14 protein-coding genes are annotated in these 16,701 nt (G+C 68.7%); 8 read left to right on the top strand and 6 right to left on the bottom strand.

The features are described 5' to 3' along the window. Positions 1–312 precede the first annotated feature (312 nt). Genes ACFPJ1_RS10390 through ACFPJ1_RS10380 form a run of 3 tightly spaced genes read right to left on the bottom strand, consistent with a single transcriptional unit; the run spans position 313 to position 3,442 of the window. Positions 313–1,722 carry an ABC transporter substrate-binding protein gene (locus tag ACFPJ1_RS10390; RefSeq protein WP_380103283.1) on the bottom strand — a complete coding sequence of 470 codons (1,410 nt, stop codon included), beginning with the start codon at positions 1,720–1,722 and terminating at the stop codon, positions 313–315. A 26-nt stretch (positions 1,723–1,748) separates the two neighbouring features. Further along, positions 1,749–2,597, bottom strand: coding sequence for a carbohydrate ABC transporter permease (locus ACFPJ1_RS10385; protein WP_380103282.1), 849 nt, complete (start codon positions 2,595–2,597; stop codon positions 1,749–1,751). Next, complete coding sequence (locus tag ACFPJ1_RS10380) at positions 2,594–3,442, bottom strand: carbohydrate ABC transporter permease (protein ID WP_380103281.1); 849 nt, start codon at positions 3,440–3,442, stop codon at positions 2,594–2,596. The genes ACFPJ1_RS10385 and ACFPJ1_RS10380 overlap by 4 nt, the downstream gene beginning before the upstream one ends. A 231-nt stretch (positions 3,443–3,673) precedes the next feature. Here ACFPJ1_RS10380 and purD point away from each other — a divergent pair, with 231 nt between their 5' ends. The 4 genes from purD to ACFPJ1_RS10360 all read left to right on the top strand — a co-directional run bounded on the left by purD (position 3,674) and on the right by ACFPJ1_RS10360 (position 7,393). Further along, positions 3,674–4,957, top strand: a complete 1,284-nt coding sequence (purD, locus tag ACFPJ1_RS10375; RefSeq protein WP_380103280.1) for a phosphoribosylamine--glycine ligase — start codon at positions 3,674–3,676, stop codon at positions 4,955–4,957. Between the two features lie 242 nt (positions 4,958–5,199). After that, a complete protein-coding gene (gene purB / locus ACFPJ1_RS10370) occupies positions 5,200–6,636 on the top strand; it encodes an adenylosuccinate lyase (RefSeq protein ID WP_465261069.1) in 1,437 nt (478 codons plus the stop codon). A 3-nt stretch (positions 6,637–6,639) separates the two neighbouring features. Continuing rightward, on the top strand, positions 6,640–6,996 hold the full coding sequence (locus ACFPJ1_RS10365; RefSeq protein WP_380103279.1) for a hypothetical protein: 357 nt from the start codon (positions 6,640–6,642) through the stop codon (positions 6,994–6,996). A gap of 1 nt (position 6,997) precedes the next feature. Beyond that, entirely contained in the window at positions 6,998–7,393 is a 396-nt protein-coding gene (locus tag ACFPJ1_RS10360) for a hypothetical protein (RefSeq protein ID WP_380103277.1), read from the top strand. A gap of 2 nt (positions 7,394–7,395) precedes the next feature. Here ACFPJ1_RS10360 and ACFPJ1_RS10355 read toward each other — a convergent pair whose 3' ends face one another. Further along, complete coding sequence (locus ACFPJ1_RS10355) at positions 7,396–8,907, bottom strand: SulP family inorganic anion transporter (protein WP_380103275.1); 1,512 nt, start codon at positions 8,905–8,907, stop codon at positions 7,396–7,398. 245 nt (positions 8,908–9,152) lie between these two features. Between ACFPJ1_RS10355 and ACFPJ1_RS10350 the strand changes: the two genes are divergently transcribed. The 4 genes from ACFPJ1_RS10350 to ACFPJ1_RS10335 all read left to right on the top strand — a co-directional run bounded on the left by ACFPJ1_RS10350 (position 9,153) and on the right by ACFPJ1_RS10335 (position 14,062). Then, positions 9,153–10,385 carry a bifunctional glycosyltransferase family 2/GtrA family protein gene (locus ACFPJ1_RS10350; RefSeq protein ID WP_380103274.1) on the top strand — a complete coding sequence of 411 codons (1,233 nt, stop codon included), beginning with the start codon at positions 9,153–9,155 and terminating at the stop codon, positions 10,383–10,385. Beyond that, on the top strand, positions 10,385–12,478 hold the full coding sequence (locus ACFPJ1_RS10345; protein ID WP_380103272.1) for an ArnT family glycosyltransferase: 2,094 nt from the start codon (positions 10,385–10,387) through the stop codon (positions 12,476–12,478). The genes ACFPJ1_RS10350 and ACFPJ1_RS10345 overlap by 1 nt, the downstream gene beginning before the upstream one ends. Positions 12,479–13,366: 888 nt before the next feature. After that, positions 13,367–13,786: a hypothetical protein gene (locus ACFPJ1_RS10340; protein ID WP_132284002.1), complete on the top strand. Its 420-nt coding sequence runs from the start codon at positions 13,367–13,369 to the stop codon at positions 13,784–13,786. A gap of 81 nt (positions 13,787–13,867) precedes the next feature. Beyond that, the gene (locus tag ACFPJ1_RS10335; RefSeq protein ID WP_380103271.1) at positions 13,868–14,062 is read left to right on the top strand and encodes a hypothetical protein; all 195 of its coding nucleotides are present in this window, start codon (positions 13,868–13,870) and stop codon (positions 14,060–14,062) included. A 259-nt stretch (positions 14,063–14,321) separates the two neighbouring features. Here the strand turns inward: ACFPJ1_RS10335 and ACFPJ1_RS10330 are convergent, their stop codons facing one another. Together ACFPJ1_RS10330 and ACFPJ1_RS10325 are read right to left on the bottom strand one after the other, a co-directional pair. After that, positions 14,322–16,079, bottom strand: a complete 1,758-nt coding sequence (locus tag ACFPJ1_RS10330; protein ID WP_380103270.1) for an HNH endonuclease signature motif containing protein — start codon at positions 16,077–16,079, stop codon at positions 14,322–14,324. 141 nt (positions 16,080–16,220) lie between these two features. Next, the gene (locus tag ACFPJ1_RS10325; RefSeq protein WP_380103269.1) at positions 16,221–16,691 is read right to left on the bottom strand and encodes a hypothetical protein; all 471 of its coding nucleotides are present in this window, start codon (positions 16,689–16,691) and stop codon (positions 16,221–16,223) included. Between the last annotated feature and the right edge of the window lie 10 nt (positions 16,692–16,701).

Below are 16,701 nucleotides of genomic sequence, written 5' to 3'. Positions count from 1 at the left end.
TATTTCCTTTCCAAGGTACCCAGTTGGTGTTCACGGCGCCTGGCTCAGGCAGAACGACGCAGATGAGTGGTCACTCACTCGTGGATCCACGAGTCCAGCAATCGGTTGCCGGCAACCCGAATCCACGACTCGGCGACTTTGTAGGCCCACTTGCGCCTTGAGGTCAGCGGGCGGAAAGTTGCGAGCATTGGTGGCAGCACCCGCCGACCCCGAGCCGCGCGCGCCCGCAAGTCCGTAGCACAAGCACAACGTCCGAAGAAGTGCGGAGGTGTCTCCGCACTTCTTCGGACGTAAGAGCTAGGAAGGAGAAGCCTACTTCTGGACGGTTTTGTTGTACTGGTCGATTTGGGGCTTGATGGAGTCGGCTGCCGCCTTCATGGCTTGGGCGGGGTCGGTGCCTAGGACTGCCTTTTCGAGGCCGTCTTCGGAGGCCTTGCGGGCTTGGGGCATGACGCCGAGGATGCAGCCGGAGGAGGCGTTCGAGGGCTTGGTGTTGTGGAGTTGGGTGATGGCGGTGGTGAACTGCGGGTACTGCGCCACCCAGGCCTTGTCCTCGGGGAGGTCGAGGGCCTTGGAGTTGATCGGGAAGTAGCCGGTGCCGGTGTGCCAGGCGGCCTGCTGGGCGGGCGATGACGCGAACTTCACGAACTCCCAGGAGGCGCGCTTCTCGGCGTCGGAGTGACCCGGGCCGTCGACCCATAGGGAGGCGCCGCCGATGATCGGACCGCCGGTGTCGGAGGCGGTCAGCTTCGGGAACGGCGCGGTGAGCACGGTGAACTTGCCCTTCGCCGCGTCCAGGTAGCCGCGCAGCGAGCCAGTGGACTCCAGGTGCATCGCGGAGGTGCCGGACTTGAACACCGCCTGCGCGTCATCCGTCTTCTTGCCGGTGTTGGGCATGTAGCCGAGCTTGACCATCTGCTGGTACCAGGTGGCCACCTTGACGCCCTGCTCGTCGGCGAAGTTCACCTGGGTGGCGAGGTCCTTGCGGCCGTTGTCGTTGTCGCAGTATGTCGAGCCGGACTGGGCGATCAACTGCTCCATGAACCAGCCGTAGATCGCGGCGTTGAAGCCGTACTGGACCGTCTTGCCACCCTGCTTGACGGTCAGCTTCTTGGCGGCCTCCATGATCTCGTCGAGATTGGTCGGCGGCTTCGCAGGGTCCAGCCCGGCCTTCACGAACGCTTCCTTGTTGATGTACAGCAAGGGCATCGACGTGTTGAACGGCATCGAGTTGAGCTTGCCGTCGATCGAGTAGTAATTCGCGATGTTCGGCTCGATCGAGTCCAGCGTGTAGCCGTCCTTGTCGGCGAAGCTCTGCACCGGCACGGTCTGCTTGGAGTCGATCATGAACCGCGAGCCGATGTCGTAGATCTGCACGACCGAGGGCGTGTTGCCCTGTTGCACGGAGGTCTTGTACTTCGTGATCGTCTCGTCGTAGTCGCCCTGATAGACGGCGGTGACCTCGATCTTGCCGGTGTGCTCGGCGTTGAACGCCTTCACCAGCTTGTCGACGGCCTCGCCGTTCGCGCCTTTCATGCCATGCCAGAAGGTCACCTTTGTGACGCCGGTGGCCTGGTCCAGCGCGTTCGCGCCGGGAGCGTCCTGGCCGCCGCTCGCGGTGTCGCCGCTGGAGTCGCCGCCACCGCAGCCGGCGGCGACCAGCGCCACCACTGCCAGCAGGGCCGCCGCGGTCGCCGTACGCCGTTGTCGGACAGATCGCATCGCTGTGCCTCTTTCGTCGAACTCGATTACCGGATCGCGCCCGCGGTCAGGCCGCGGACGATGAAGCGCTGGCCGAAGATCACGATGGCCAGGGTGGGAAGGATGGAGAGGGTGACGCCGGCCAGGATCAGGCCCGGGTCGGCCGCCTCGACGTCGTTCAGCTGGCTGATGCCGATCTGCAGCGTCCGCCGGTTGGCGTTGTCGCCGATCAGCAGCGGCCAGAAGAACTGGTTCCAGGCGGCCAGGAAGACGTACAGACCGACAGCCATCAGCGCAGGCTTGTTCAGCGGCAGCAGGATCCGCCGGATGAAGCGCCAGTGGCCGCACCCGTCGATCACGGCCGCGTCCCGCAGTTCGGTCGGGAACTGCAGGAACGACTGCCGCAGCAGGAAGACCCCGAACGCGTTCGCCAGGAACGGCAGCACCAGGGCGATCATCGTGCCCGCGTACGACGCGGTCAGCCGCTGGCCGCCGAGCTCCCACCCGGTGATGGTCAGGTAGTTGGGCAGCACGATCGACTCCCACGGCACCATCAACGTGGCCAGGAACAACCCGAACAGGACGGTCCGGCCCCACATCTTCATGAAGACGAACGCGTACGCCGCGAGCACGCTGGTGACCAGCTGGCTGAGGGTGATCACCGAGGTCTGCAGGATCGAGTTCAGGTACTGCCGGCCGATCGCGGTGGTGGAGGTGGCTCCCTCGTAGTTGCCGGTGAACACGCCGTGCGGGAACAGGTCCGGGGGATATGCGGAGATCTGCCCGGGGGACATGATCGAGCCGGCGATCACGTAGTACACCGGGAAGATCACCGCGAGCGCGGCGACCACCAGTACGGCGTACGTGATGAGTCGTCCGGCGGTCAGCTTCCTCACTTGTAGTGCACCCGCCTCTCGAGTACGCCGAACTGGATCGCCGTACAGGCGAGCAGGATGACGAGCAGCACGATCGCCTGCGCCGAGGCGGCGCCGAAGTCGCTGGCGTTGTTGGCGAAGGCGGTGTGGTAGATCGAGTACACGAGCGTCTTGGTGGACTGCTCGGGTCCGCCTTCGGGGGTGAGGATCTTGATCTGGCCGAAGCCCTGCAGCGACTGGATGGTCGAGATCACGATCAGGAAGAACAACTGCGGGCCGAGCATCGGCACGGTGATGAACCGGGCCGCCCGCCAGCCGCCGGCGCCGTCCAGGGTGGCCGCCTCGTTGATCTCGGTCGGGATCGCCCCGATCCCGGCCGACAGCACCAGCACGTTGTAGCCGATGCTCATCCACACGGTGGTGATGGCGACGCTGATCAGCGCCCAGCCGGGATCGGTCAGCCAGCCGATCCGATCCACCCCGAACCGGCCGAGCAGCCCGTTGGCCAGGCCGATCGCCGGGTTGTAGATGGTCGCGAAGATGACCGAGGCGCTGGCCACCGAGAACGCGAACGGCAGCGCGAACGCGGTCCGGAAGATCCGGATCCCCCTGATGTGCTGCTCCAGCAGCAGCACGATCGCCAGCCCGCCGAGCACGCCCGGGATCACGGTCAGCAGTACGAAGGCGAAGGTGACCCAGAGGATGTGCCGGAACTCCGCGCTGCCCAGCATGTCGCGGTAGTGCTGCAGGCCGACGAACGCGTCCGGGCGGCCGAACAGGTCGGAGCCGTGCAGGGACAGCGAGACGGACTTGCCGAGCGGCCAGACGATGAAGAGGGCGAAGATCACCACGCAGGGCAACAGCATCAGCCAGGAAGCCACTGAGCCGGCGGTCGGCCGCCTGCGAGGGCGCACCGGTGCGGGAGTGGCGGTCGGTCGGCTGCCGGGGCGGGCCGGCGCGGTAGTTGTAGTCAATCGAATACCTCCAGTCACGGCGCAGTCTTACACCGTCCGGGGCTCACGCAGCCGCGCAGGTGCGTCCGGTTACTGCTCGCGCGCCTGCGCACCCGCGGACGAGATGCCCTAGGCTCATGCGTCGTGAAGGTTCTAGTCATCGGCTCTGGCGGCCGCGAACATGCACTGGTCTGGGCACTGAGCCAGGACCCTGATGTCGAGCAGGTCGTCGCGGCCCCGGGCAACCCTGGCATCGCGGCGTTGCAACCGGCGTACGACGGGCAAACGGTCGTTTGCCGACCAGTGGACATCTCGGACCAGGACGCGGTGGTGGCCCTGGCGACCGGGCTCGGCTCCGATCTGGTGGTCGTCGGGCCGGAGGCGCCGCTGGTCGCCGGGCTCGCCGATCCGCTCCGCGCGGCCGGGATCGCGGTCTTCGGCCCGTCCGGGGAGGCGGCCCAGATCGAGGGGTCGAAGGCCTTCGCCAAGGACGTGATGGCCGCCGCGAGCGTGCCGACCGGTCGCGCCTACGTCTGTACCACGCCCGAGCAGGCCGCCGAGGCGATCGACGCCTTCGGCCCGCCGTACGTGGTGAAGGACGACGGGCTCGCCGCGGGGAAGGGCGTGGTGGTCACCTCGGATCGCGAGGAGGCGCTCGAGCACGCGGCCGGCTGCGAGCAGGTGCTGATCGAGGAGTTCCTGGACGGCCCGGAGGTGTCGCTGTTCGCGATCACCGACGGCGTCACGGTGCTGCCGATGCAACCCGCGCAGGACTTCAAGCGGCTCGCGGACAACGACGAGGGCCCGAATACCGGCGGGATGGGCGCCTACACACCGTTGCCCTGGGCACCGGATGAGCTGGTCGACGAGATCACCGAGAAGGTGCTCCAGCCGACCGTCGACGAACTGCGCCGGCGCGGTACGCCGTTCAGCGGGCTGCTCTACGCCGGCCTGGCGCTGACGTCGCGCGGCGTCCGGGTGATCGAGTTCAACTGCCGCTTCGGTGACCCCGAGACCCAGGCCCTGCTGCCGCTGCTGAAGACACCGCTCGGCGGACTCCTGTACGCCGCGGCGACGGGCAAGCTGGAGGCCCAGGGACCGCTGGCCTGGCGTACGGGTGCCTCCGTCGCCGTGGTGGTCGCCGCCAAGAGGTACCCGGCCAACCCTCGCAGCGGTGACGTGATCACCGGCATCGAGCAGGCCGAGGCGGGAGGCGTCCGCGTCTTCCATGCAGGTACTGCGATCGAGGGCGGCGAGGTGGTCACCGCCGGCGGCCGGGTCCTCGCGGTCACCGCGACCGGCAAGGACCTGGACGAGGCCCGCCAGCGCGCGTACGCCGGCGTCGGCCAGATCCTCATCAAGGGCTCCCAGCACCGCACCGACATCGCCTTGAAGGCATCCCGCGGCGAGATCGAACTCAACCGGTAAGACCGCTGAGAGCGCCGCGACCCCTGGTCGCGGCGTTCGTCGTTCCGATGCAGCCTTACCGGGGTGGGGTGTACGGAGCGACAGGTAGTGCTGGGGTAGTCGCCGAGGGTTGAGGCGTGCGCCGCGCCAGGCAGTGGTCTGTACGGCGACTACTTCCTGTCCTTCGGTACACCGGCCGGCCGGCGTACCGAGGGTCTACCCGCCGTACCAGGCGAGTCGCAGTACCAGGGACAATGGAGGACGTGTCGACTTCCCGCAAGCCCCGGATCCCGAACGTTCTCGCTGCTCGTTATGCCAGTCCTTCGATGGCTGAGCTGTGGTCGCCGGAGCACAAGATCGTGCTCGAGCGGCAGTTGTGGCTGGCGGTGCTGAGCGCTCAGAAGGACTTCGGGGTCGCCGTGCCGGACGGGGTGATCGAGGACTACAGCCGGGTGGTGGACCAGGTCGATCTGGAGTCGATCGCCGCCCGCGAGCGGGTCACGCGGCACGACGTAAAAGCGCGGATCGAGGAGTTCAACGCGCTCGCCGGGCACGAGCACGTGCACAAGGGCATGACGAGCCGGGACCTGACCGAGAACGTCGAGCAGTTGCAGATCCGCGCGAGCCTGGAGCTCGTCCGCGACCGTGCGGTGGCTACCGCGGTACAGCTGGGCCAGAAGGCGGCGGACCACGCGGCGCTGGTGATGACCGGGCGCTCGCACAACGTGGCCGCGCAGGCGACCACGCTGGGCAAGCGGTTCGCGTCGGCTGCCGACGAGCTGCTGGTGGCGATCGCGCGGCTCGAGGAGCTGATCGACCGGTACCCGCTGCGCGGCATCAAGGGCCCGGTCGGTACTTCGCAGGACATGCTCGACCTGTTCGGCGGGGACGAGAAGCTGCTCGCCGGGCTGGAGTCGGAGGTGGCTCAGCACCTCGGGTTCCGCCGGACGCTCACCAGCGTCGGCCAGGTCTACCCGCGGTCCCTCGACTACGAGGTGGTCACCGCGTTGGTGCAGCTGGCGGCCGGGCCGTCCAGCCTGGCGACGACGATCCGGCTGATGGCCGGGCACGAGCTGGTCACCGAGGGGTTCAAGGAGGGCCAGGTCGGCTCGTCCGCGATGCCGCACAAGATGAACACCCGGTCCTGCGAGCGGGTGAACGGCCTGGCCGTGATCCTGCGCGGGTACGCCTCGATGACCGGCGAGCTGGCCGGCAACCAGTGGAACGAGGGCGACGTCTTCTGTTCCGTCGTACGGCGGGTCGCGCTGCCGGACGCGTTCTTCGCGCTGGACGGGTTGTTCGAGACGTTCCTGACGGTGCTCGACGAGTTCGGGGTCTACCCGGCCGTGGTGGCGCGTGAACTGGAGCGGTACCTGCCGTTCCTGACCACCACCAAGGTCCTGATGGCCGCGGTGAAGAACGGCGTCGGACGGGAGACCGCGCACGAGGTGATCAAGGAGCACGCGGTCAGTACGGCACTGGATCTGCGCAAGGGGCTGCCGGGCAACGACCTGTTCCGCCGGCTCGGCGAGGACGGCCGGCTCGGCCTGACGGAGGAGCAGATCGTCGGGATCGTCGGCGAACCGCTCTCGTTCACCGGCGCGGCGCTCGCCCAGGTGAACAGCGTGGTCGCCTCGATCGACCTGCTCGCGAAGCGCTACCCCGAAGCCGCGACCTACTCGCCGGGTGACATCCTCTAGCTCGTGTTCGATCCGCTCACCTGGGCCCTGGTCGCCCTATCGCTCGCCGCGATGGTCTTCGCTGTGGTGCTGGCTGCCCTCGATCGCCGGATCAACTGGTGGCTGCTCGGCCTGCTCGGCGTCGTCGAGGTGGCGCTGCTGGCCCAGTTGGTGGTCGGGATCGTCCAGCTCGTCGGCACTGACCGGGACGTGTCGGGGCCGTTCTTCGTCGGGTATCTGATCGGCGCGCTGCTCGTCCTGCCCGTCGGTGCCCTCTGGGCTCTCGCGGAGAGCAGTCGCTGGGGAGCGGGCGCGCTGGCGGTCGCCTGTCTGGTGATCCCGGTGCTGGAACTGCGGCTGCACGACATCTGGGTCGCCTGAGATGGCGGACGCGGAGGCGACCAGGCACGGGCCGGGCCGGATCCTGATCGCGGTGTACGGGATCTTCGCGTTGGCGGCGACCTCGCGAGCCGCGGTACAGATCGCGACGCAGTTCTCCGAGGCACCGATCGCGTACGTCCTGTCGGCCGTTGCCGCGGTCATCTACTGCGCGGCCACCTTCGCGTTGGCGAAGGCAACGGACGTCTCCCGCAAGGTCGCCTTCGCCGCGATCTCGGTGGAACTCGTCGGCGTCCTCGCGATCGGCGCCTTCAGCTACCTGGCTCCGGACGACTTCCCGGACCAGACCGTCTGGTCCCACTTCGGCCAGGGCTATCTCTTCATCCCCGTCGTACTTCCGGTCCTCGGCCTGCTCTGGCTCCGGCGCACCCGCCAATGAGACTAGTGAGAAGCGTTGAGCTGTCCCGCCAACCGGTCGTGGCGCTCGGCGCTGGCCGGGTTGAGGCCGATGATCTCGACGGTCTTGCCGTAGCGCCGGTACTTCGTCGTGATGGCGTCGAGGGTGGCGACGGTCGAGGCGTCCCAGATGTGCGAGTCGGTGAGGTCGATCAGTACCGTCGCCGGGTCGTTCAGGTAGTCGAACTGGTAGACCAGATCATTGCTTGAGGCAAAGAAAAGCTCGCCGGTCACCTTGTAGACCTTGGTGTTCTCGTCCGGCCGCGCGGTCTCGGTCACCTGGGTGAAGTGGGCCACCCGGCGGGCGAACAGCACCATCGCGACCAGCACGCCGACGACGACGCCGATGGCGAGGTTGTGGGTCGCGACGACCACGATCACGGTCGCCACCATCACCGTGGTCTCGCTGCGCGGCATCCGGCGCAGGGTCCGCGGGCGGATGCTGTGCCAGTCGAAGGTGCCGACCGAGACCATGACCATCACCGCCACCAAGGCGGCCATCGGGATGTCGCCGACGATGTCGCCGAGGCCGACCACGAGGACGAGCAGGAACGCCCCGGCCAGGAAGGTGGACAGCCGGCTGCGGCCGCCGGACGCCTTCACGTTGATCATCGTCTGGCCGATCATCGCGCAACCACCCATCCCGCCGAACAACCCGGTGATGACGTTGGCGGCGCCCTGTCCCCAGGCCTCCCGGGTCTTCGACGACGGGGTGTCGGTGACGTCGTCGACGAGCTTGGCCGTCATCAGCGACTCCAGCAGGCCGACGAGCGCCATGCCCAGGGCGTACGGGGCGATGATGCGGAGGGTCTCGAGGTTCAGCGGGACGTTCGGCCAGAACAGCGACGGCAGGCTGTCCGGCAGCTTGCCCTCGTCGCTGACGGTCGGAACCCCGACGGACGCGACCGTCACGAGCACCGACAGCACCACGATCGCGACCAGCGGTGCGGGCACCACCTTGGTCAGTGTGGGCAGTCCCACCAGGATGACGATCCCCGCGGCCACCAGCGGATAGACCGCCCACGGTACGTCGATCAGGTGCGGCAGCTGGGCCAGGAAGATCAGGATCGCCAGCGAGTTGACGAAGCCGACCATCACCGAGCGCGGGATGAACCGCATCAGCCTGGCCACCCCGAGCACGCCCAGGACGATCTGGATCACCCCGGCCAGCAGCACCGTGGCGATCAGGTAGTCGAACCCGTGGTCGCGCATCACCGGCGCGATCACCAGCGCCACCGCGCCGGTCGCCGCCGAGATCATCGCCGGCCGGCCGCCGAGGAACGCGATCGACACCGCCATCGTGCAGGAGGCGAACAGGCCGACCCGCGGATCGACGCCCGCGATGATCGAGAAGCTGATCGCCTCGGGGATCAGGGCCAACGCGACCACCAGACCCGCCAGTATCTCGACGCGCAGCCGCCGCGGCGACCGCAGTACGGCGCGCAGCGAGGTGATTTCGGACGCGGGCGTGGCTGACCCGGGCGTCAGCGAGGGCATGGGGTACTCCAGGCAGGTCTGGGCGACGGCCTTCCGGCCGGGCGGTGTACGGCGCCTCGTCGCGCCAAGGGTCGGCGTCTGAGCGGCGCCGGGGCAGAGTGGGTGCCTCCTGGCACGGGTGGGATCGGCTCGAATTCTATCCGAGCGGGCGGTTGCGGCCGCGGGCGGACCGCTGTGGTGGACTCCCAGGGAACTGCCAGCCGGGCACAGGGGCTGCCTAAGGTTCGCCGGACAGCATCGGTGACATGCAGACACCAGGTCACCCTCGGGTCGAGATCGTCGTACCCGTTCTGAATGAGGAGAACGACCTCGGCCCGAACGTCAGGCTGCTCCGGGAATTCCTGGACACCGCGTTTCCGTTCGCGGCCGAGGTCTGCATCGTCGACAGCGGCAGTACCGACGCCACCTGGGAGGTCGGCTCCCAGTTGGCGGCCGAGCTGCCCGGCGTCCGGATCATCCGGCTCGAGCAGCCGGGCCGCGGCCGTGCGCTGAAGCGGGCCTGGTCCGAGAGCACGGCCGACGTGCTCGCCTACATGGACGTTGACTTGTCGACAAATCTGTCCGCACTGCTGCCGCTGGTCGCGCCGTTGCTGGCAGGCCACAGCGACGTTGCCATCGGGACTCGTCTGGCCCCTGGCTCCCGGGTGGTCCGGCGGCCGAAGCGGGAGTTCCTCTCGCGCGGCTACAACCTCCTGCTGCGGGCCACGCTGGGCCAGCGGTTCTCTGACGCGCAGTGCGGGTTCAAGGCCATCCGGGCCGAGGTGGCGGCGGAGTTGTTGCCGCTCGTGCAGGACACCGAGTGGTTCTTCGACACAGAACTACTGGTACTGGCCGAGCGCGCGGGGCTGCGGATCCACGAGGTCCCGGTGGACTGGGTGGACGACCTGGACACCCGGGTCGCGATCGCCAAGACGGTGGTCGAGGACCTGCGCGGAATCGCCAGGCTGAGCAGGGATCTCGGCCGCGGCCGCATCCCGCTCGAGCCGGTACGGCAGGCCTTCGGGCGTCCCGCGATTGCCGATCCGCGGACCGCGTTGGCGGCTCGCGTACTGCGCTTCGCCGGCATCGGTGTGCTGAGCACCGTCGCCTATGCCCTGCTGTACCTCGGGCTGCGCCAGGCGATGCCTTCCCAGCTCGCCAACGTTCTCGCGCTGCTGATCACCGCCGTCGGGAACACCGCGCTGAACCGCCGGATCACCTTCGGCGTCCGCGGCGTGGAGAACCGCGGCCGGCACCAGCTACGTGGGCTGGTCACCTTCGCCATCGGGTGGAGTCTGACCGCCTCGTCGTTGTGGTTGCTGCACACGGCGGTCGCAGTACCGGCTCAGGGCGTCGAGATCGCGGTACTCACGATCGCCAACCTGGCCGCCACGGTGGTCCGGTTCGCCCTCTTCCAGAGCTGGGTCTTCGACGACAAGGCACCCACCCTTCCCACTTTCGAACCCCCGGCGGTTCTCGACACCACCCGGAGCAACTGATGAGCACGATCACCGAACCCCGCAGCGTCCCCCCGGCGTCCCCGCACGCCGACGGCCGGGCGGGACCTCGCGGCTTCGTCACGGCGTACTCGATCAGCCGCGAGAGGCTGCTGTACGGCGGACTGTTGTTGCTGACGGCAATCGCCTATCTGTGGGGATTGTCCAAGAACGGCTACGCCAACGAGTACTACGCGGCCGCCGTGCAGGCTGGTTCCACGAGCTGGAAGGCCTGGTTCTTCGGGGCGTTCGACTCGTCGAGCTTCATCACCGTGGACAAGACACCCGCTTCGCTGTGGGTGATGGGGCTGTCCGGTCGGATCTTCGGGTTCGGCGTCTGGAGCATGCTGATCCCGCAGGCGCTGATGGGAGTCGCGAGTGTCGCCTTCCTGTACGTGTCCGTGCGGCGGTGGTTCTCGGCGAACGCGGCTCTCCTCGCGGGCGCGATCCTGGCGCTGACGCCGGTCGCCGTCCTGATGTTCCGCTTCAACAACCCGGACGCGCTGTTGATCCTGCTCCTGGTGGCGGGTGCTTGGGCTGTCACTCGGGCGATCGACTCGGAACGGCATGCTGCGCGGTGGATGGCGCTGGCCGGGGTGCTGGTTGGCTTCGGGTTCCTGACGAAGATGCTCCAGGCGTTCCTGGTGCTGCCCGCGTTCGGCTTGGCGTATCTGATCGCCGGCAAGCCCGCGCTCGGGAAGCGCCTGCTGCACAGTCTCGGGGCGTTGGCCGCTCTGGTGGTCGGTGCCGGCTGGTGGGTCGCGATCGTGGAGTTGATGCCGGCCTCGGCTCGGCCCTACATCGGCGGATCGACGACGAACAGCATTCTCGAGCTGACCCTTGGCTACAACGGCCTCGGGCGGCTGACGGGCAACGAGGCCGGTTCTGTCGGCGGTGGCGTCGGGAACCCCGGTTGGGGTGGCGCGACCGGTCTGCAGCGGCTGTTCGGCGGGGAGTTCGCCAGCCAGATCGCTTGGCTGCTGCCGGCGGCGTTGCTGGCGACGATCGTGTTGGTGGTGGCTGCTGGGCGTGCCGGGCGTACTGACAAGACTCGGGCGTTCGCGATTCTGTGGGGTGGGTGGCTGGTCGTCACCGGGCTGGTCTTCAGCTACATGCAGGGGATCATCCACAGCTACTACATGATCGCCCTCGCTCCGGCGATCGGCGCGCTCATCGGTGCCGCTGCGATGGTGCTGTGGCGCCGGCGGGCGGAGTGGTTGCCGCGCGCAACTCTTGCCGGCGGCGCGTTATTGACGGCCGGGTGGAGCTTCTCCTTGCTGCAGGCGACACCCACCTGGCTGCCGTGGCTGCGCTGGACGATCCTCATCGCCGGGGTTGCGGCTGCCGGGTTGGTGATGATCCTGCCGGAGCTCGAGCTGCGTCGTACGACGGTACGTCGAGCCGGGTTGTTCGCCGCTACCTTGCTGGCGTTGACGGCGCTCGCGGGACCTGCGGCGTACTCGATCCAGACGATCAGCACGGCCCACGCCGGCGCACTCCCGTCGGCCGGCCCGGCGAGCGCCGCCGGCCGGATGGGCGGCGGAGGCGGCGGCCCGATGGGCGCACCTCCCGGCCAGGGCGGCACCGGTACTACGAACGGCCAGCGTGGAACCGGTACTACGAACGGGCAAGGCGCGCCGGGCACCACGAACGGCCAGGGTGGAACGGCCGGTCAGGGCGGGACCGGTACGACCGGTCGCGGGCAGGGTGGCGTCGGCGGCGGCTTCCTCGGCGGCGGTGGGATCAGCGGGGTGTCTAACGAGCTGGTGACGCTGCTGCAGCAGGGCGCCAAGGGGTACACCTGGGCCGCCGCGGCGGTCACCGCGAACGGAGCGGCGCCGGTGCAGATCGCGGCCGAGGTTCCCGTGATGGCGATCGGCGGTTTCAACGGAACCGACGCGGCGCCGACCCTGGCCCAGTTCCAGGAACTGGTTGCCCAAGGCAAGGTCCACTACTTCATCGGATCCGGTGGTGGCGGCTTCGGTGGCGGCCGCGGCGGCGGCACCTCGAGCGAGATCAGCACCTGGGTGGCCGAGAACTTCCAGGCCCAGACCGTCGGCTCCACCACCATCTACGACCTCACCACCACCAACTGACAACCCGGAGACAGAGATGACACAGAACCCCGCCGGTACCCCGCCCCGCCCGAACGTCCCGCACTGGGTCACCAACCCCCAGGGCCCAACAGGCAACCCGACGCCTGCTGCCGGCGCTGGGCAGCCAGGACACGCGCAGCCGGAACAGCAGTGGCAGGCAGCCCGCCATGGAACCCCAGCACCAGGCAATCCGGGTGTCGGATCCGCGTCGAGCACCCCAGTAACCGGAGTACCGGCCGCGGCGGGCACCCCAGTAACCGGAGTACCCGCCGCGGCGGGTGCCACAGGCACCGGAGTACCGGCTGGTGCGTCGGCCGCAGCGAAGAGTCGGTGGCGGTCTGGGGATGGGAAGCCGACTGGAGTTGTCCTTGCCGGAGCCGGGTCGCTGCTGGCTGTGCTGGCGTTCCTGGGCGGGACTGCGGTCGGGCATGCGTGGGGGAGTTCGGGGACCGGGACTGGGCAGACGCAGTTCAACGGGCCCGGCGGCGGTCGGTTCCGGCAGCTTCCGCAGGGCACCCAGCCTGGCCAGGGCACCCAGCAGGCGCCCGGCACCCAGCAGGGCCAGGGAACGGCCCCGGGCACGCAGGGGCAGGGAACTGTGCCTGGGCAGGGGACAGTTCCCGGCGACGGGACGCAGGGGACCGTGCCTGGGCAGGGGACGGACGGGACGCAGGACTCGGGCACGGTACCTCCGGGACAGCAGGTGCCTGGGCAGGGCACGCAGTCTGACGGTCAGGCCAGGACCACCTGACGAGGTGAAATGGCAGGGACTGCCATCTGGTGCGTAGGACCACTTAGACGCCGCGGGAGCGTGTTGCTCACGGAGGGCGAGAGGAGCGACACGCTTCATGCGTTCGTTTGAGTGAATGGTGGGGTAAGGATCGGGACGTGGAATGGTCGAACGTCACCTGGTTCCTGACCGCGCTCGGCGCGGTCGTCGTGCTGTTGACGCGCGTCCGGCTCGGAGGTGAGAGCGCGAGTGAGACGCGATCGAGCGGCGTGGCGAGTTTTTCGGGTGCCCTGGTGCGGGTGCATACGACGGTCGGTGTGCTCACCCTGCTGGCCTGGATCGCCGCCCTCGTGATCGCTCGCCGCGAGATCGCTCTCGTGGCGCTGGTCGGTTGGTGGCTGCTGGCAATCGTCGGACTGTTGCTGCTGGCCCGTTGGCTCCCGAGCGCGAGCAAACACGCCAAGGACAAGGCGACCGATGCCTGGGGCTCCGGCGCCGGCCTGTCCCTGCTCGGCCACGTCGGCATGGTCGTCGGCGTCGCCTACTTCACCTTCATCACCGTCACGGACCGCCTTTGAGCCAACCGCCCGAAGTAAGACGGCCGTGAGTCAGGAGGTGCGGAACAGGCCCTGCCGTAGCGCGCGGAAGATGGTGCTCGGATGGCTGAGCGAACTGGGATGGGCGAGCCGGGCAGCGTTGACGACTACGCGCACCTGTTTGAAGTACGAGTGCGCGGGCTGGTCGAGGGCTGGCCGGAGCCCAGGTGCTCCGACGGGCAGGAGGCGTGGAGCGTCGCGGGAATCCACCGGATCGCCGCCCGGCCGATGGTCGGCGTACCCGGAGATCAGTACTAGCCAGCGATCGCCCTCGACCAACAGCACGCTACCGATCCGCGCGACCTGGCTGTGGCGAGGCGTTTCGCCCCGCAGGTTAGATCAGTCAGACGACTGGATCCGCGGTGCGGGTCGGTCAGGCGGGCGGATCGGCGGTGCGGGTTGGTCAGGCGGGAAGCTCCGCAATGCCGGCCGTCGGAGCGGGCGCACGGCAGCCTCGCCCGGCGTGGCGTGATCCTCAGCTGCCCTGTCCGGACGAGGTGCGCTGCGTCGTGGGACCTCAGCCCGGTCGCGCGCATGGCGGTCCTGTCCTGGGCTCCGTGGACCGCATGACGGCAGGGCGCCAGTCCCGATCCCGGTCATCAGCGGTGGTGGCCGGTCGCGAGTTGTTGGCGTGGTGCAGGGCCCGGTGACCCGGGGTCGGGTCGTCGGGTGGATGGGTGTGTCTGCCGGTGCCTGGTTCGGGTGGGTCGGGATCCGCACAGGGGTCGAACTGCGCGGCCGGGTTGTCCACGGTGGCAGCGGCGCCATTCACGGTGGTGGTGTGTGCCGGGTGGTTGGCGCGGTTCCGGGCATGGCTGGGTAGTGCTCCGTGGCCGCGGTAGCTGGTGGTGGGTGTGCGGTAGCGGGTTCGGGTGGGGTTGGGGTCGGCCCAGGCAGGTCTGGCGACGGTGACGGTGCCGCCGTGGAGGGTGATGTGCCAGTGGCCGTGGTGGGTGTCGATGTGGTGGCGGCGGCACAGCAGGACCAGGTTGGTCAGGGCGGTGGGGCCGTGGTCGATCCAGGAGATCAGGTGGTGGGCGTCGCAGAAGATCGGCGGGGCCTTGCACACGACGCAGCCTTTGTCGCGGGCGTTGAGGGCGCGGCGCATGGCGCGGTTGACGAAACGCTGCGCCATGGCGACGTCGAGGGGTTCGGAGTTGGCGCCGAGCACGATCGGGATGATCTGCGCCTCGCAGGCCAGCCGCCGGATCGCGCCGGCGGACAGTCCTTCGCCGTGGACCAGGGTGCCGACCGCGTGGGCGCCTGCGTCGGTGAGGTCCTTGAGGTCGATGGTGATCGTGATGTGCGCCTTCGGGCCGTGCCCGGCCACCGCCGCGGCACCGCTCGCGGAAGCACCAGTCCGGGCACCATTGCCCGTGCTGCTTGCACCGTCGTCGTTGCCGGTTGCGGTGAGGGTTGCCTGGTCGGTGTCGGCTGGCGTGCGCGGGCTGGCTGCTGTGATGGCGTTGGAGGCGACGTTGAGGACGTCGGTGAGGGCGTCGGCGCGGCGCTTGTCCGGGCCGCGCGGGTCCAACTCGCCGGTGACGGTCTTGCGGGGCTTGGAACCCTCCAGGATCAGGGCTTGGAACAGTTCGGCGTTGTCGTTGGCCAGGTAACCGCTGAACTTCACCCCCCGCTCGGCCGTCCTCAGCCGCAACTCTTCGCGCGCGTAGGCCTTGTCCTCTTCCGGCGCCGGGCCGTCGGCGTCGAGCAGGTCCCGGACCCGGCGGGCGGCCTTGCGCAGTTCCGAGGGGTTGAAGTGGCGGCCCAGGGCGACGAGTTGTTCCTCGGCGACGGCCAGGTCTTCGACCGCGACGGTCTTGGGGACGTTCTCCAGTTCGGCCACGATCGCCGCGGCCTGCGCCGGTGACAACACCACCCCTGCATCGGCTTCGGACTCCACGCCCGGGTTGCTGTCCGGCTCGTCCGGATTGGCGTCGGTGTCGCTACCGTCGGCGTCCGTACCGTCGGTGTCGTGCACTGGGTCGGGGTTGACCGGTGGGAGGGCGTCGGCCACGGCGGGATACTTCCGGAGCGCCTTGGCCAGGGCCAGGTCACGCTTGATCACACCGGGGTCGAGGCGGTGCCGAAACGCCAGCAGCCGGGCGGTGTCGCCGGCGCCGAGGGTGGCGGCGTGGCCGGTCGCGTCGTAGGCGGCCAGGACCTGCAGGCGGTAGGTCTGCAACCGGGAGATCTCGGCGTGGAGCGCGTCGAGAGTCGCCAGCATCTCGCTGTCACTCATCGACCATGCTGGCCGCTCACCCAAGATCTCCATACCCGAGACCCTAGACACCGCCGCCGACAGTTTCTGGTCCGGAAGGCCCTTATTTGTAAGGGATCCCGAAGATTGACCGAAACTCGACGCAGGCATCGGATCCGGCCAAGTTGTCCACAAGCCGACGGAGCGCCGTACTCGCTAGGAGACGCGACCGAAGGCGAGGAAGTGGAGGCCGGCGGACATCATCAGGGGGTCGGTCTCCAGCAACCGGGCCAGGAGAATGGCAGACGGGAGTAGGCGGGGAACCTCGTCGAGGGTGGCGTTCTCGAGACTCGGTGCTGCCGGGCCTTCGACACCCAGTACTGCGATGTCGGCGAGCCCCGCGCTCTCGAACTCCGAGCGCAGCTCCTCCGCATGGTGAAAGTGCGCGTTCGTGAACCCCTCGGGATCGTCATAGTTCCGACCGGTCGCGAGGGCGTCCGTGAACAGGTGAAGGCTGTCCTCGGCGAGCCGGCCGTTGTTGCCGCACTCGAGCGACCCGGCGTACCGGCTGATGCCTGCGGCAACCACCATCCCACCCGGTCGCGTCACCCGGGCAGCCGCGGCCAGCACCCGCGCGCGATCCGCCGCCTCGACCAAGTGATACAGCGGTCCAAGCAGCAACGTCACGTCGACACTG

This window comes from Kribbella qitaiheensis, assembly GCF_042657745.1.
GTDB lineage: Bacteria > Actinomycetota > Actinomycetes > Propionibacteriales > Kribbellaceae > Kribbella > Kribbella qitaiheensis.
The sequence above is the reverse complement of the archived record's forward strand: the minus strand, read 5'-3'. Positions and strand labels throughout refer to the sequence as shown.

Excerpts from the sequence above, each read along its gene's own strand:
- ACFPJ1_RS10390 (WP_380103283.1), bottom strand. The coding sequence starts at position 1,722 with ATGCGATCTGTCCGACAACGGCGTACGGCGACCGCGGCGGCCCTGCTG.
- ACFPJ1_RS10380 (WP_380103281.1), bottom strand. The coding sequence starts at position 3,442 with ATGCTGTTGCCCTGCGTGGTGATCTTCGCCCTCTTCATCGTCTGGCCG.
- ACFPJ1_RS10360 (WP_380103277.1), top strand. The coding sequence starts at position 6,998 with ATGGCGGACGCGGAGGCGACCAGGCACGGGCCGGGCCGGATCCTGATC.
- ACFPJ1_RS10355 (WP_380103275.1), bottom strand. The coding sequence starts at position 8,907 with ATGCCCTCGCTGACGCCCGGGTCAGCCACGCCCGCGTCCGAAATCACC.
- ACFPJ1_RS10350 (WP_380103274.1), top strand. The coding sequence starts at position 9,153 with ATGCAGACACCAGGTCACCCTCGGGTCGAGATCGTCGTACCCGTTCTG.
- ACFPJ1_RS10345 (WP_380103272.1), top strand. The coding sequence starts at position 10,385 with ATGAGCACGATCACCGAACCCCGCAGCGTCCCCCCGGCGTCCCCGCAC.
- ACFPJ1_RS10335 (WP_380103271.1), top strand. The coding sequence starts at position 13,868 with ATGGCTGAGCGAACTGGGATGGGCGAGCCGGGCAGCGTTGACGACTAC.
- ACFPJ1_RS10330 (WP_380103270.1), bottom strand. The coding sequence starts at position 16,079 with ATGGAGATCTTGGGTGAGCGGCCAGCATGGTCGATGAGTGACAGCGAG.